The 17648-nt window shown below is 44.6% G+C and carries 4 protein-coding genes; all 4 read right to left on the reverse strand.

What is annotated here, in order from left to right; genetic code table 11:
* Positions 1-10282: filamentous hemagglutinin N-terminal domain-containing protein (locus Q0612_RS09585; protein WP_298883996.1), on the reverse strand; the 10282-nt coding region annotated here is incomplete at its 3' end.
* A gap of 102 nt (positions 10283-10384) precedes the next feature.
* A complete protein-coding gene (locus tag Q0612_RS09590; RefSeq protein WP_298884000.1) occupies positions 10385-12049 on the reverse strand; it encodes a ShlB/FhaC/HecB family hemolysin secretion/activation protein in 1665 nt (554 codons plus the stop codon).
* A gap of 1120 nt (positions 12050-13169) precedes the next feature.
* The gene (locus Q0612_RS09595; RefSeq protein WP_293721529.1) at positions 13170-14756 is read right to left on the reverse strand and encodes an AAA family ATPase; all 1587 of its coding nucleotides are present in this window, start codon (positions 14754-14756) and stop codon (positions 13170-13172) included.
* A 160-nt stretch (positions 14757-14916) separates the two neighbouring features.
* On the reverse strand, positions 14917-17628 hold the full coding sequence (locus tag Q0612_RS09600; protein ID WP_298884003.1) for an autotransporter outer membrane beta-barrel domain-containing protein: 2712 nt from the start codon (positions 17626-17628) through the stop codon (positions 14917-14919).
* Positions 17629-17648 lie beyond the last annotated feature (20 nt).

Raw genomic sequence — 17648 nt, forward strand, 5'->3', positions numbered from 1 at the left:
TGCTTGCGCTGCCGCTCCACTCATAGTTGCCTGCATCGTTCGTTACTTTGCTGCCACTTACGCCATCAATTGCGCCATCGCCGGTAACTGTTACCTTAACATCGCCAGCATTGTAGCTGTCGCCGTTTACCAAACCAGTGATGCCGCTTGCGCTGTAGCTACCACCAGTAATTGCTGCATCGCCATAGGTGCGTACTACATCGTTCAGACCAACATTCAACGTTGCTTTCTCTACTACAGACTTACCATTTGCGGTTACTACCAAATTGTAGTTCTTATTCAAGCCTGCATTATTAGCTGTTACAGTACCGCTCCAAGTATAGTCGCCTGCATCGTTCGTTACCTTGCTGCCGCTTACACCGTCAATTGCGCCATCGCCGGTAACTGTTACCTTAACATCGCCAGCATTGTAGCTGTCGCCGTTTACCAGACCAGTAACACCGCTTGCGCTGTAACCGCCGCTGGTAATTGCTGCATTACCATAAGTGCGTACTACATCGTTCAAGCCAACATTCAGCATTGCCTTTTCAACCGTAGACTTACCATTTGCAGCTACTACAAGCTTATAGTTTTTGTCCAACCCAGCATTATCTGTTGTCAAAGTACCGTTCCAGCTATAATCACCAGCATCGTTTGTTAGCTTGCCAGTGCTTACGCCGTCAACTGCGCCATCGCCAGTAACTGTTACCTTAACATCGCTTGCATTATAGCTGTCGCCGTTTACTAGTCCGGTGATACCGCTTGCGCTGTAACCGCCGCTAGTAATCGCTGCATTACCATAGGTACGTACTACGTCGTTCAGGCCAACATTCAGCGTTGCCTTTTCTACTTTAGACTTGCCATTTGCAGTTACTACAAGATTATAGTTTTTGTCCAAGCCTGCATTATCTGTTGTCAAAGTACCGCTCCAGTTGTAATCGCCAGCATCGTTGGTTACCTTGCCAGTGCTTGCGCCTGTCAGTGCGCCATCGCCAGTAACTGTTACCTTAACATCGCCGGCTTTATAGCTGTCGCCGTTTACCAGACCAGTGATATTGCCTGCGCTGTAACCGCCGCTGGTAATCGCTGCATTGCCATAGGTGCGGTATACGTCGTTCAGGCCAACACTCAGCGTTGCCTTTTCAACCGTGGACTTACCATTGCCATTCACTACCAAATCGTAGTTCTTATTCAAGCCTGCATTTGTAGTGCTTGCACTGCCTGTCCACTCATAGTTACCTGCATCATTCGTTACCCTGTCGCCTGTTACGCCAGCAATTGCGCCGTCACTTGTCTTGTTTACTGTGATTGCGCTTGCGTCATAGCTATCACCATTTACCAGACCAGTGATGTTGCCTGCGCTGTAACCGCCGCTAGTAATCGCTGCATTACCATAGGTACGTACTACGTCGTTCAGGCCAACATTCAGCGTTGCCTTTTCTACTTTAGACTTGCCATTTGCAGTTACTACAAGATTATAGTTTTTGTCCAAGCCTGCATTATCTGTTGTCAAAGTACCGCTCCAGTTGTAATCGCCAGCATCGTTGGTTACCTTGCCAGTGCTTGCGCCTGTCAGTGCGCCATCGCCAGTAACTGTTACCTTAACATCGCCGGCTTTATAGCTGTCGCCGTTTACCAGGCCTTCGATACCGCTTGCACTGTAGCTACCACTGGTAATTGCTGCATTACCATAGGTGCGTACTACGTCATTCAAGCTTACCTGCAAGGTTGCCTGTTTAACCACGGAAGCACCATCATCAACAACCAGCTTGTAGTTTTGCTGAAGCCTATCGTTCGCTGCAACTACATTGGCGTTCCACTTATAAGTATCACCAGCATCATTGGTTACCTTGCCTGTGCTATTGCCTGTCAGCGCGCCATCGCCGGTAACCGTTATCTTAACATTGCCGGCACCATAATTATCGCCGTTGACATTACCAGTCAATCCGTTAACGCCGTATGCTGTACCATTAATCAGCGCTGTATTACCATAGGTGCGCTCAACATCGTTCAGCTTAACATGCATTGTTGCCTGGTCAACGGTAATGCTGCCTGTAGCGTCATTAACAAGCTCATAGTTGCCTAACTTATTTGCATCGCCGGTAAGTGCTGCATGATCAATCTTCAAGCTGTTATCATATGTGCCAGCATCCGCAGTGTCGCGCTCTCCCTTATTAGTCGCATAGCTGCTGCCATCCTTCACATTAACGACGGCACCATCAGCCAGCTTGACATCATCACCATAAACAATAGCATTTGCCAAATTCTTAATGCTTACCACGCCATTGATATGGTTATTAATAGCATCACTGCTACCGTAGGTCAGATTAACATTAATATTATTCAGGTAAACCTTGCGCGCTAAAACATTAGATTTGCCATGAACTGTCGTTGTTGTGCTGCTTTCGCCATTATTTATGAATTCATAATTACCTGTAAGGCTATCATCAAGCTTAACACCTGCCTGCCACTCATAGGTTCCCTTATTCTTAGTACGCTTTTCATCCCCAACAGTAATAATACCTGTATCCTTGCTTTTTTGGATTGTATCCTGCGAATCATTGATAGTAACCTTGCCATCCAGCTCTGCCTTCATAGCGTCATTGAAGCTGTCAAACTTATCAATGCTCAGCGCATAGTCACTGTCTTTCCGCAAATCGCCATACGTTCTGTTAACAGTATTACCGGTAACATTCAGCACCTTTTTGGTAACAGTAATATCACCCACGGTAAAGTCATAGCCCAAATTGTTGGGGCCTGCGTCGCCACCGCTGGCAATCTGTCCGGACCACAGCCAGCTGCTGTAATCACCGACGTTCTTCAGAGCTTCGCCCTGCAGCAGGCTGTTGTTGTTCTTATAAGCTGCAAAAGCATCGTTGACCGCATCATTTGTAGTAAGCTTGCCGTTTTCAATCCAGCCGGGGATATCAAGATGATTTGTCGCATCGTAAACCCAACCTTTTTGCAGGTCATCTGCTACCGTAACCTTGGTCAGGAACACCTTCAGCAGTGGGTTAGTGCGTTTATCGTAAAGCTTCCAGGTTGTATCCTTTTTATCAAAAGTATAGCTGTCCAGCTTCTTGGCATCCTCGCCGTTTTCTTTCAGCGTTCCGTCTTTCTTAATGATATAGCTGTTAGTGACAGTGCCGCCACCGTTTACGTTGGTGCTGCCATTTGCTGCATAGCCATAAATATTGCTTACCTGGCCTGCATTGCTGCCCACAATGTTTGCTACATTGCTATTGCCTGCTACCGCAGTAGTGCTATAAGCGTTGGTCAGTTGGCCTCCAGCCGTATTACTGCCAACGATACCGCCGACATTGCTAGCGCCGCTGATTGCACCGCCATCGGTATAAGTATAATTATAAAGCTTTCTGCCATTAGCATCAGTTGCGCCTGTTTCGGTCTTGGTTACTGTTACTACGCTGTTGAACACCTGGTCCAGCGTGCCGCTGTTAGTACCGGCAATGCCGCCAACGTTGCTGCTTTGTCCTGCATCGACCACACCGGTGTTATAGCCTGCCGTCAGCGTGCCGCTGTTATTACCAAGCAGACCGCCGATGTTTTCTCCTGCAAACGCTGTAATAGTACCGTTTGTTGCATTATAGGAGCCTGCCTGAATCGTACCATTGTTATAAATCTGGTATTTGTAATAATTGTCGTGATCATCGCGACCACCGGTGATAATACCATGGTTAATACCAATGATGCCACCGACATTTGCTACACCGCTGACATTACCATTTACTCTGTTCATCAGAGAGGAATGGCTGATATTCGCGCCAGTGTCATCTGCCTTATAGCCATTTACACCGATAATACCGCCAGTACCGTTTTCCTCCCTGGTACCGTCAGCAGAAGCATTGCCATGCACTTCGCCCTCATTTTTCATGATGGCGTAGGTAATATCCGCATTGTTTTCACCAATGATGCCGCCAGCACCACCAGCTGTAGCAATAACGGTACCGGAGTTGACAATACCTACGCTTTGTGTGGCAGTACCGGTAATGGCCACTTCATTTTTGCCGATGACGCCGCCGACATAGTTCTTGCCGATAACAAAGCCTGCATTGCCTATGCCCAAAAGCTGCCCCACTTTTTTGTTTGCGCCTTCGCCTTCGCTCGTGTTCCTGCCGACAATACCGCCGACATAGGAAGCCTGCGAAGCATCTACTCTGGCTCTGTTGGTCGCATTGGTAATGATGCCCACGTTTTCACCGGTAACGCCGCCGAAGAACTGGGCGTTATCCGCAATTGCCATGCTGCCCTTTAAAGCATTTCTTGTCGCTTCATCAATCACATTCAGGTTGATATTGGAGTTGACATTAGCAATTTTGCCGCTGTTTTTACCGGCAATGCCGCCGACGTTTTCCCAACCGTAGATTTTACCGCTGTTAATCAGGTTCAGCTGGTCATCTGCGGAAATCACACCCTCGTTGACACCGGCAATACCGCCAACATTAGTAATACCGGTAATTGTAGCCTGCGGAGAATTTTCCAGGTTGTTGAGTTCGGAGCCCGCTGTATTGTAGCCTACCATACCGCCGACATTAGTGCAGCCGGTAATTGCGCCGGTATTGCGTCCCATGTTTGTAGTAGCTTGATTCTGCATACCTACCAGGCCGCCGACATTTTCACTTCCTGCATCACCAATAATTTCTACAGCGTTGGCAATATTTTCCAGCGTTGCCTTTGAGCCTGCATTACTGCCGGCAATACCGCCAATATTTTCCGAGCCATGAATAATGCTTTCATTGTAAGCATTACTGATACTACCTTCATTAGTACCAACAATACCACCGGAGGTTTTGGTATTGCCAGTTTTGCCGGTAACACCATGAGCAGAAACATTATTAATATTAAATGTAAAAAACTTTTCATTCTTACCCACGATACCGCCCAGGTTAGATGCATACTGACCTGCACTCAGATCACCAGTTGTCACCGCACTGTTGCTTTGAACATTTTCCAGCATACCGATAAGCCATTTACCAGTATCTGTGCCATTAACGCCTGCAATGCCGCCTGCCACAGTACCCGCGCCGGCGATAATTGTACTCTGGTCATCGCTGTCAGTAATACTGCCGTAGTTTTTGCCTACAAGGCCACCGATATAACCGCCGCTGCCTTTTACGGTATTGCCATAACCGGAAATACCGCTGATTTGGCCACCATTATTTTCTGCTGCTACGGCGCCAACACTGTCACCTGTTTCTTTGCCGGTGAATACAGAAGAAGCGATGTTTAAATTTTTAACTACCGCATCGTTACCAAGCTTGCCAAAAATACCGCCATTAGCCTGCAAGCCGACAATCGTGTGGCCATTGCCGTCAAAGGTGCCCGTAAAGGCTGTAGCACCACTGCCGATAGTGTTATAGGTGCTCTTGCCTGTTCCATCCACCAGGCCGCTGGCATCTATATCATTTTTCAAGGCATAATTATAGCTTAAAACATTCCTGTCAGTCATATTTTGAGCCACCCGCTGCACGGAATTAAGCTCCTTGGCATTGCTTATCCAGGTATAAATTACATTGCGGATTTTATCCCCTGTATAATTCTCACCGTCTGATTGCACATACAGGCTTTGCAGCTTATCTGTCAACTTAACAGTAGTATTATCGTCTTTTTTCAGGTCATATTTTGTATAGTTAAGATTTCCCTTAACGCCGCCAACCTCATAATCATCATTCCAACAATCTAAGGTGATTTTCATGGAGCGCTTATCATCTGCAAACCCACTATTGTTGTTGCCATAAATGCCGGTTGCTGCTGTATTATGCGCATCAATAAAAGCATGCAAAGCCTTCGCCTTGTCATTACCCTTCAGCTCACCGCCAATATTGGAAAGATCCAGAGTAATGTTGTTAACATAGACGTAGCCGGAACCATCAGGAACCTCTGCGCCCTCCAGCTCAATTTTGCCTGCAACATCAAGATTACTGTCGACAAAGATATCGCCGCTGCTGCTGACAGTCAGGTTGCCCTTGGTTACAATCTTGCCTTTTTTATAGTTACCGTACAGCAGGTTGGCTTTACCGCTCATGTACGTGCCATCATCCAGGGTGTTTTCCATGGTGCTGATGGTGATATTGCCTGTTTTGGCCTTTTTAGTATGCAGCTGATAAGCATGTGTCATGCCTTGAGAGGTCATTGCCTTAGTTTTGTCTTTCACATTATCCTTATCAGGTGCCTGGGAATCAACATAGCCGTAGTTAATACCAGGAACAATAACCTCTGTGCCTTTTTTCTCGTCACCCAAGGTAATCAGCTTACCATAGACAGTTAAATCGCCGGCGTTGATGTTAATGCCATGCTGAAGCGATTTTTCCGGATTAAAGCCGGAAAGCTCATTATGATTGCCGGTAGAGATAACACTGCCGCTCAGCTCCAAGGAGCTGTTGGTATTTAACACAACATCACTGCCGTAAAGCTTGCTGTCCATACCAAAGCGCAGGCCACCCTGCAGGTTATCTTTGGCATTAAGCTCCAGCAAGCCATCGCTGTAAATAGTGCCACCAAAAATATGCGTGCTGTTGGTAATTTCTACATTATTCAGCGTCAGACCAGGTGTATAACGAAGGGTATTATCAGCATTGGGCAAGCCAAAAACTGCCAGGGAGCCATTGTTCTTCAGGTCCATATCGCTCCAGTTGAAGCTCAAATCCTTTTTGGTGTTGATAATAGTCAGCAGCGGATCATAGGCCGTGCCATACTGCACATTGGCGCCTTTATTATCCTTCATAAACTCCTGCCAGTTGCTGTCCTGGCTGAAATATTTATGCGAGCCTGACAGAAAGGCGTTCAATATCGGCAAGCTGCCATCGCTCATACGCCAGTTATCATCCGTTGCTTCTGTTATTGTGCCATTCGTCTGTGTGGAAAACTCAAAGTTCCCCCACTGGTTCTTATCTGCTAACTTATCATAGTCAATAACTGTGGCATTTTTTTGCACCTTAAGACCAGAAGTAGCTGATTTTAAATCAATATAACCATTGTCAGTCTGCGGACGGATGTAATAAACCTTATCATCGAAATCAACATCAGATTTACCCGTGTAACGTCCATACGCACCTAGTATATCCCCTATAAAGCCACTGTCAACGTACATATTGCCCATAGTATAGGCGTTACTTATCTTCAACCTGTTGCTAGTGCCGTTCCATTTGTAGGTGGCACCCAATATACCGCCAACTACGTTGCCACCTGTATGACCTCTAAAGGAACGTAAAGAGCCAAGGTTATAAGCATTGCTAATACTTAAAGCAGCATTAGTACCGCTGCTCTGATTGCCGCCGCTCAGGTCTACAGAACCGACAATGCCACCTACCTGGCTATCCGCATTATTCTTGTTATTTACCGTAATATTACCGGTGTTGAAAACGTTTTTCAGATAACCACTGTACCAATAGCCGACAATACCGCCGACAACGTTAAAGCCATTGTAAATATCACCATTGTTATAGCTTTTTTCAACAATACCGCTCAAACGGCCGACGATGCCACCGACATGGCGTCCATACGTGTTGTAGGTGCTGTCGCCAATCGTACCCTTGTTATAGGTATCGTAAATGATAACACGTCCAATAGCCATTTCTGTACTTTCACCCAGGATGCCGCCCATATTAATTGGCGTAACACTGTATGATGCAGCATCATGGCGCGTGGTCTTGATATCGCCTACATTATAGGAGGTAGCAATACTGCCATTGTAGGCAAAACCGCCAATACCGCCGATATTGGTATAACCCGTAACATTTCCTGTATTATAGCTACTGGAAACTGCTGCACTGGCATAACCGCTTTTACCGGCAGCATCAGTACCATTACCCTTGATGATTGCCAGTCGATCATTATCAGTCAGACGGTTCCCAGTGCTATCCGTTTCCTTCGGCATGTCTATTTTACCGACGATGCCGCCAACATTGACAGCCTGTGACGTCAGCTTCGACGTATTATCTGTCGCAGTATGCACATCGCCACGGTTGCCGCCAGCTTCAATATGCACCGGCACACCGTACAGATAGCCCGCTATGCCGCCAATATTACCAGTAATATAACTTTCCGTATGGGTGGTTTCTTTCGTAAAGCTACCATCCTTTTTGATGCCGCCGGTAGCCATAATATCGCCGCCGTTGTTAATAGCGTTCAGAATGCGGTAATCCTTTTTATTTTTATTGGTTGCATCTGTGGAACCAAAATAGCCGGCAATACCGCCTACGTTCATAGCACCGCGGATATTGCTTTCTACATTATTGGCATTGGTGATATTGCTGTCTTCAGCACGGCCGACAATACCGCCCACGTTGCCTGCAGCATAATGGTCGAAACCGCTAGGATGATCATTTCGACTTGAATCTTTCTTTACCAACGCGGAGCTTACGTCTGCTTTGTTGGTTACATCCTTCAGCTCGCTGTCAGCACTGCTGCCCACAATGCCGCCGACGTTGGCTACACGTACCTCAGCCTTATGAGTGCCGGGAAGGGCACTGTCGTCATTATTCTTCCAACCGCTATTATCTGTATGATAAATATAGCTGTCAATAGTAAAGCCGTTAGCCTTGACAGCGCCCTCGTTAGAGGCATTAGCAACAGTTGTATTAATGGCACTGCCGACGATGCCGCCAACATTATAACCACCCTCAACAGTATTATAGTTAATAATCGTATACTTCGTACCGCCAACAGTCGCATTTTCTGCTTTACCAATCAGGCCGCCGATATTGTTAGAGCCATTATCTATACCGGTAATTTTACCAAGGTTATAGGAGCCCTTGTACTGGACACGGTTTTCCTCATCATTTGACAGCTTGCCGCCGTTCATATAGCCAACCAGGCCGCCAACGTTGCTAAAACCGCTGACATTACCGGTATTAGTCAGGTTCGACAGCTCACTGCTGCGGCTGTCTGGTTGAGCGGAACCGGAAGCATCAGCAAAGCTATAGGTACGCCCTGTATCATCCTTAGCATAACCGATGATACCACCGACATTGTTTTTACCGCTGACCTTCAGCGTACTGTTTACGCCCTTGACCGTGGTATTCACCGCATGACCGATAAAGGCACCGGTATCATTATCACCGCCCTGTATAGATACGCCGTCATTACCGGCAATCAGCGTTACATTGCCCATGATGGCGCCGTCAGTAAAGCCAAAAAGGCCTGTGGCAGCGTATTTATTATCACTGTTATCAATCCTCAGGCCAAAGATAGAATTGTCAAGGCCATCAAACTTGCCCTTGAAGGCATTTTCCTTCGTATTGCCGATAGGAGTCTGGTCACTGCCCGTCAGGTCAATAGAATAGCGCAGGGCATAATGGTCCCCCATGCCCCAACCTTCCGCGTTGCCGATTTTTTCCAATTCCTTGCCGTCCTTAATCCAACGGTAGGTAAAAAATTCCGTAATTGTCTGGTTCGGTGCATCAGGATTGCCAACATTAGTCGATCCATGCCAGCTGGTGCTTGTCGCTGTATCCATATCGCCACCATTATCGCTGACATCAGTAAACACCATGTATTTACCCCATTCTTTGGCCTTTTCCGGCGTACTGCTGCCAAGTACAACATCATACTTGCGGTTATCACCAACACTCTCACTCTTGTCATCATAAGGCTTGCTGACAATAGTCAGGGCATCATTCTTAGTGGTATCAAGACCACTGAGGCGGTCCATATCAATAACTACACGCTCGCCCTCAAAGACCAGCTTGCTGGCGTTGATATAACCCAGGCTCATCAGCTCGGCGTTGGTCATCGCCTTGTTCTGCTTCAGCGCGTTGGCGATATCAGTATTTTCGGTCCAGTTGTTGATATTATCTATTTTTTTGTTGGCAATATGCAGGCTGCCGACATTAATTTCCGCACTGTTGCCAATCTGCACGCCGTTGGGGTTTACAAGATAGATATTGCCGCCCTGCTTATCACCGACATAGGAATTCAGCTTGCCGTAAATCTGCGAGCTTTCGCTGCCAGTAACATAGTTCAGCATATTAAAGTTATTGTGGTCACCACGGATATTTACGCTGGCATTGGCACCAATGGAAAAGCTGTCCCAGGTGACAATGGCATTTTGCGTCGTCTGATGCATAATCATCTGGTTGCCCTGCGTCCAGCTGCCGTCTGCGAAACCACCTTTAACGCTACCGGCAACAACATCACCTACTTTGCCATTACCAGGAAGCATGTTATTAGCAACAACGCTATTGCCTGCGGCGCTGGCAACCCATGGCACTGAAAGCACAGAAAGCAATACGAGGCTGGCCAGACGCTTATTTAAATGTTTATTTAAACTGTCCTTTTGTTTCATTTTTTTCTCCCTTCATTTAAGCTGCATATTCAATTATCAATTTATTTTATAGGTCTGCTTTTCCGCGCCCTTGAGACGCAGAAAAGCACCAGGCAAAATCACTTAAAACATTTTATAAAGCTGGAACCACATATGGCCGCTATGGTCACGCGGTTCAACCCTGTCCCTTTGCGCATTGATTTTGCGGGCATAATCCAATTGGGCATGCCAGGAATTATCCAAATTATAGCGCAGGCCCACACCCCAACCGGAAAGATGCTCGATAAGAGCAGCATTATGTGATTTTACTGCGCCTGTGTCGATAAAGGCTGCAGCCTCCAGGCCCTTGATGCCCGTCTGACGGCGCACCTCGGCAGTAGCAGTAAAGCCAATATCGCCGCTGCCCTCACTGGAACCGTAGGCACGCACGCCGTTCATACCGCCCAGATAGAACATTTCGCTGCCGTCCAGGCTGCGGTTGGCAATTTGGCCGCTGAGCTGAATGCGGTAGTTTGTTTTACCGTCATAAATAACGTGCAGCAGATCACTTGTCAGCTTATGGTAGTCGCCGTTTAAGAATTTGCCATCGCCACTTAAATTGCCGTACCAGTAAATCAGGCTGTACTGGCTAAAGCGGTTCGGCAGATACTGGCTGCCGCTGATGCCTGCATGGTAAACATTGGCCATTTTTTCAGTAGTCAGCTCAATTCCCGCCAACCCTGCAGCCTTCAAATGCAGTCTGTCCTTAATTTTACGATGGTCATAGCCATAAATCGCCGTCACGCGGTTCATGCGGTCGCGGTATACAGGCGTCAGACCATAGAAGCTGAAGCCACGCGACTGACCAAGAGAATCGTAGAAGCTGTTGGTATTGATGTCGTAGCTGCTCTGGCTCCAGCCGATACCCCAACGGGTGCCGTCGCGTCCGACAGGCGCCTCATAACGCGCACCATAGTTTTTAGTATCATGGTTGGTGAGCATGCCGTTCAAAATGATTTTGTCACCCTGATGGCCAGGGTTATTGATTTCAGTATTAAAGCCGTAGCGATAACGGCCGCTATAGTAGCCGCCGGCATTGTCAGTAAATACGTAGTTGTTCCAGACGGGACGACGCAACACCTGCACCTTTACCTTCGTGGTGCCAGGCTTGCTGCCCGGTGCTAAAATTGCTCTGGCAACAACACCCGGCAAATCGTTGATATTGTTCATCGTCATTTCCAGCGGCTTATCCATGATATAAGCACCGCTTTGCAGGTTCTTATGGATATAGCCTGCCAGCACTCTGTCAGCCACGTCCGATTCATTGCTGATAATCTCAATATCATCGTACTTGGCAACATAAACTGCAATTTCCAGCTCGCCCTGCTTTACCTCCTGCGGCGGCACAATAGCCTGCGCTACAGTATAGCCGCAGGTGCGCGCATATTCATTAATTCTGCTGATGAGCTGCTGCAGCTCTGCCATCTGCAGGCTGCGTCCTTCATACTCTTTGCAGATAGCTGCCAGCTTGCCGTCCTTATCAGGCAGCGTAAAGCCTGTCAGTTTAACTTTAGCAACAAAAAACGCCGGATTAGCCTCCGTGCCTGTATTGCCGGGCTTATAAAGCTCTCCGGCTCCCTGCATGCCTGTTACCTGTTGCTCCTGTTGACCTGTTCTGTTGTAAGGATGTGTCGTTACGGCCTCCTTATCAAAGGTAGGTATGGGGTTTGCAGCGAATGCTGTTGCACTCATCAGTGAGCACATAACAGCTGCTGCCATCAGCTTTTTGTTCATTATATTCAGCTCCATTCTCTTAATTTTCTCCAAAAAGCACACCACTTGAATTAATAATATATAGATTCTCAATTGTTCACGCACAGCATTTATTTATAGTATGAAATATTCTTAATAAAGGAAGCAGCAGTACCTGAAGACAGTAAGCTGAAACAGCAGGTAATTTTTCGCACAAAACTCCCGATTGAAATCAGTCAACGTAAACACTATCGACTGAAATATATAATATTATCGCAACTGCTATACACTTACATCACAGAAAGTGTGAACAACGAGTATCTTTTTCTCACTCGATTATTTTACTCTTTATTAATATTATCGTCAACTGCCCTTTTTTAAGCTTCAGAAAACATTTTTCTTGATGTTTTTGCAAATATTTTAACTTTAGCAAAAACCTGCATCAATTTATATTGCAATTCATAAATACTCACTTTATAAAATTCTTTGTTTTTGGATAAGTTTTATCCATAGATATTTTTTTCAAAATATATGTGATTAGGTGAAGCGGTAGATTGTATAATGAAGCTGCACACCTAAGTGAGTAAGATGCGTTGTTTGAAGCTGAGCTGGATGGAATTTACTCTGCTTGATTAGAAAAATGTGCAACTTGCTCTTGCAATTTCCGAAAATTTTTACACTCAAAATTCTACGTAAGGTCCACAGCCTCCGCTGTGAAGCTTTATATATACGATCATTGCCGTAACTAATAAAAACTTTTAAATCACTTGTTCTGAGAGTCTAAAACAGGTTTTAGTATGAATAACTTACTATTATAAATTACCTATCTTCTTGACAGCAATTATAGCACTATGTCCCCCCCAGTCAAACTCTTATCCGTGAACACGCTACATTCTGCGTAAAAATTTTTACAAAGCCTTAAACACGTTACATTTGTTACACTTAACTGAAGTTTTTCGCATTTAAGGTCAATATAAGTTCAAATAAAGTAAAGAATAGGTGTAGCTTTAGCAAGCTTGCACAAAAAAAGTCGTGAGCAGATAAACTCATAAGCTCACGACTTTTTATTTTTTAATTACACACTATGAAATTATAAATTCACAGACTCTTGCAAATTAGCTAATTTGGTATCTTCCTTTACATTAACGGCAGATTTCTCACTCGCTGGCGGTAATTTTTACTTAACCATTTCTTCTATCTTGCAGCTATGCTCCTTCGTCTTCTTATCATAATTAATGCCAACTAAAAGAATTTTACCTGCATAGTCAGCAAGCGAATCCGCATATTTTTTCTCTTTAATCTGCTGCAAAGCTACGTCTGCCGACTTATTCCATTTCAGCTCAACAACCAGAGCGGGATAATCCTCTTTATACTCTGGCTTGGGAACATATACAAAGTCCGCAAAGCCTCTGCCAGTAGGAAGCTCTCTAATTGGCTTAAAGTAGTAATCCATTGTTCCCAGAAAGGCAATGGTCAGCACACTGCTCAGAGAATTTTCATCGTTATATTGAATAGTTGAAGTGTACTGATTATGAATCTTCTCCAGCAGCTCTGCGACACAAGCTGTATCCTTATCTAACACAGCTTCCAGCAAAAAGCGTGATTCCTTCTGAAAGCTTATGAGCTCACTCCATTTATTCAGCTTTGTGGCCATAGCAAACTCAAAACGAATTTCTTCATTAGGAATAAAGGCCTGTCTAAGCTTCTGGTTATATCCTAAATAGCCAAGATGAATGAGCAAGGTTATAACATCATCCTTGTCTCTGAAGCTTACCATATCATTTTGGAAAAAATATGGTGTAACCTCTACTGCATCACCAGCTAGCATATCTATGATAGCGCTGCGCAAACCATCAAAGTCCATATTAATCAAAGGTTCAATTGATTCATACGTACCTGTCTGCGTCCAATAGCTTTGAAAAGTTCCTCTTAACATTAAATTAACTACTGCTCTTGGATTATAAACATGATAGCCTTCTAAGCTATATCCATCATACCAACGCTTAACCTCTGTAAAATTTTTATTATATGCTTTGCATAAGTCCTTAACTTCATCTTCCGTAAACCCAACATATGGAGCTAGTAAACTGGGATCGAGCATTGTATACTCATCAAAATTATTCAGTGCTGACTGCGTTTTATATTTCTTTATCGGTAAAATGCCTGTCATATAGGCCAAAGCAATATACTTCGTCGGCTCTATGCCCTTGAACAAGCCACGCAAAAAATTAATGTAATCTTCCTGCACTGCTTTATTCGTACTTTCATCTCTGATGAGCACGTCCCATTCGTCTATGATGATGACAAACTTATTACCAGTCGCTGTGTTAATATCTGCCAGCGCATCTGCAACCATGTTTGTATCTGCGGAGATGACGTCTCCATATATTTCTCGCAGCTCCTTTAAAACATTCTTGGAAATAAAACTAACTGTTTCTTCCGCATTTGCAACCATCATCTGACACCATTGCACGTCAAAATGAATTACGTCATATTTATTCAAATGCTTTTCGTAATCAGCGTGTTTGGCAATTTCCAGGCCAGCAAAAAGCTCCTTCGAATCACAGCCTTTGCTATAATACGCTGCTAGCATATTAGCAGTCATGGATTTACCAAAACGACGCGGACGGCTGTTGCAGATAAATTTCTGTTGTGTCCCTAAAACTTCATTAGTAAAGCCTAACATTCTAGTTTTATCAACATAAATTTTCGAAACAACTGCATCCTGAAAAGCGCTATTATCAGGATTGACAAATTTACCCATCTGCTCGTACCTCCGTTTCTTGTCTTTTTCTACTTAAAATTATAACATAAAAGTATATAGTCGTATAGCGAGGTCAGTACAATGCGTAATTTCCTAACAGCAAAAGAGCCGCGCTTACGCACGACTCTTTTGCTGCTTTCGCTATAAATTTATCTCAGTTTTAGAAGCTCCAACGCATACCAGCATTCCACTGCCAGTTCTTACGCAAGCTGCCGCCAGTAGAACGCTCTACGTCCGCATACAGGTGGTTGTTCTTGCCAGTCATGCAGGCAAAGCCCAAGCCGTATTCAAACCAGGTGTCATGGTCATGGTTATCAATACGCAGACTGTCATTGCCGTTAGTCAAGGTTACGCCGTAATTACCGGCAAATTGATGCAGCCAGTTGGCCTTCAGGTAGATAGTATTCTTTTCGTCCATGTCATACATAAAGTTGCAGCCGATACGTCCCAAAACACTGTTGGGATCGCTTTGGCTTACGTGGATGCCATTGCTGGTGGTATATCTTGCACCACCCAAATAACCCAAAGTAAGCTGTGCCTGCGGCTCAATAGACCAATGCTCGTCAAGATATTTCTTGCGACCATATTCCGCACTAAGGCTGATGCCAGTGTTGTCAAACGCACCGGTAATCTTCTTGCCTTCGGAATCAAACACAGTGAAGTCGCTGTCTGCATCATAAATCTTGAACACTACGTCCAGATAATGGCCTTTATTGCGCAGGTCTGTGTTGTAAAAACCGATAGATTTGGCTTTGAGCTTACCACTGCCGCGGTTGAAGCTGTTCTTGCCGTCATCGTAGGAAAAAGCTACGCCCTGATAACGTTTCAGCTTATCGGTATTTTTTACAACATCGTCATAGCCAAGCTGGTACATGGTGTGGCGGTTGCTGAAGCCATCGCCGCTGTATTTACCGCCCTTGACGCGCACCCAAACGCCTTCTTCATTATTGGTTTCGTGGCGCAGGTCGCCCATGCGCTGCATAAGCTTGTCATCCTCCACCCAGTTGGCAAAAGCCAGTCTTTGGGTTGCATCTACTGCATCTACGCTGGTGGTCGGTTTAGAAGGAATGAATTCTACTTTTTTCAAGTACCAATCCTTAGTGTAACCGTCGGTAGCGCTATCTTGCATATCTAAAGTGTACTTATTCCAATACAAGGAGCCTTCCTTATCGTTAGCAAAGAAGTTTCCCTGCTCGTCCTTGACGCTTACGAGAACCGTACCGGCAGCGCCGTCAGTATTGCCATCTGCATTAACGTTGTTGAGCGTAATGTAATGGTTGCCGGTGTGAGTGCCTGCGATGTACAGACGGTCACTGTTGTTGGTATTAGTGCCTGCGTCGATGTCCATGTTAAAAGTGCTTTTATCGCCTTTTAATATGCCGATGAATAAGCCTTTGAACTTATCATCCTGCATATCAACCTTCGCCTTGCTTGTGTCAAGAACTTGAATGGTGGAATCGTAGTCAAAATCATTCCAGACGCTGCCATTATTAAGTGTTAAATGGATACCCTTGTTGCCAGCATCTCTCGTAGTTACATCTTGCCAATGTGCATCGGTTGTGTTACCGGTGAAGCTAGAACCTGCATTGTTAACAAAAGCTGTGATATAACCGTTGTTTTTAGCAGTCAAATCGCCATTAATTACAGTTTGCAAAGTGCTTGAATCCTTGCCGACAGTAATATGGCCGCCACTTGTCCAGACTTTTCCTCTGATATTAATAGCTTTTTCAGCTTGGGCATTTACGGTACTGTCAAACGATACAATACCCCATGTATCAGAAAGAATATTTAAATTTTGACCACTCTTTAATTGAATGTCAGTATTTTTATTAGCAGAAATAGCGTAATTGGAGCTGGAGATATTAATGTCACCTGTTGCGTTCAGTTGTGCATCTACCCTATCATTAGCATAAATAGCGTACTCGGAGCCTTTAATACTTAAATTCTCTGCCTTAGCTTTCAAAATTGAAGGTTTAGCGGCATCGTAACTATTTAAGCTTAAACCTCTGCCTTGGCTATCACTTTCAGCTGAAATGATGATAGTTTTTCCCTGCAAATTAATTAAAGCATTACCGAAGGTTTGAATGCCCTTAGCAAAACCGCTAATGCTTAAGGTATCTTTAGCATGAAGGTCAACGGATAATTTATTATCACCATCTTCTCTATAGGCTAAAAGATATAAACCAGCCTTTCTGTCGGCCGTTTCCAGATCAGTTGTTCCCAAAGTGATGTTAGTAGCCTGAATACTAAGACTAGTATCAGAATTGCGGTAATCGTTTTCCATTGCAATTGCAGTGCCGCCGGCATCAGAGATAAAGTTGCCTGTTAAATTAATCTTTGCCTGAGCATTATCAAATAATTTAAGGTTGGTTTCTGCACCACCGGAAGTAGTAAGGTTGCCAGCATTAATCTCTAATTTTGAACCCTCATCCATGTAAATGGTTGCTGCATCATTATATTCATCCCATTTCTTATTACCGAAATAAAGATTACTGTTACCACCGTTAATAGTTAATTTTGAATTAGTGTTAACTTCTAAAGCTCCATCAGAAGACTCTAAATTCATTTCACTCCCATTGCCTAATTCAAAATCGACATCTATATTTCTATAAAGATAAATAGCATTACCAGTATAGCTGACATTAGGAGAAACAGTTAATCCTTTATTGAAGGTATATTTTCTTTTTTCTGCACCAGTATATTCATCTGGTGATATTTGCCATTCATAATCAAGAACCACTTTATCATCGTAGGTTGCGTCAAACTTAGGTCTTTCGTTAATTTCTGCATAAGCAGTACTTGCGCAAGCACAAGTAATACTCATCGCTATCATAGCCAAAAGGCTTTTTTTATGGCTTTTAAATGTTTTCACAACAAGTTCCTCCTTAATTA

The sequence above is a fragment of the uncultured Phascolarctobacterium sp. genome, from assembly GCF_937920985.1.
In the GTDB taxonomy this organism is placed as follows: domain Bacteria; phylum Bacillota; class Negativicutes; order Acidaminococcales; family Acidaminococcaceae; genus Phascolarctobacterium_A.

Excerpts from the sequence above, each read along its gene's own strand:
- Q0612_RS09590 (WP_298884000.1), bottom strand. The coding sequence starts at position 12,049 with ATGGAGCTGAATATAATGAACAAAAAGCTGATGGCAGCAGCTGTTATG.
- Q0612_RS09595 (WP_293721529.1), bottom strand. The coding sequence starts at position 14,756 with ATGGGTAAATTTGTCAATCCTGATAATAGCGCTTTTCAGGATGCAGTT.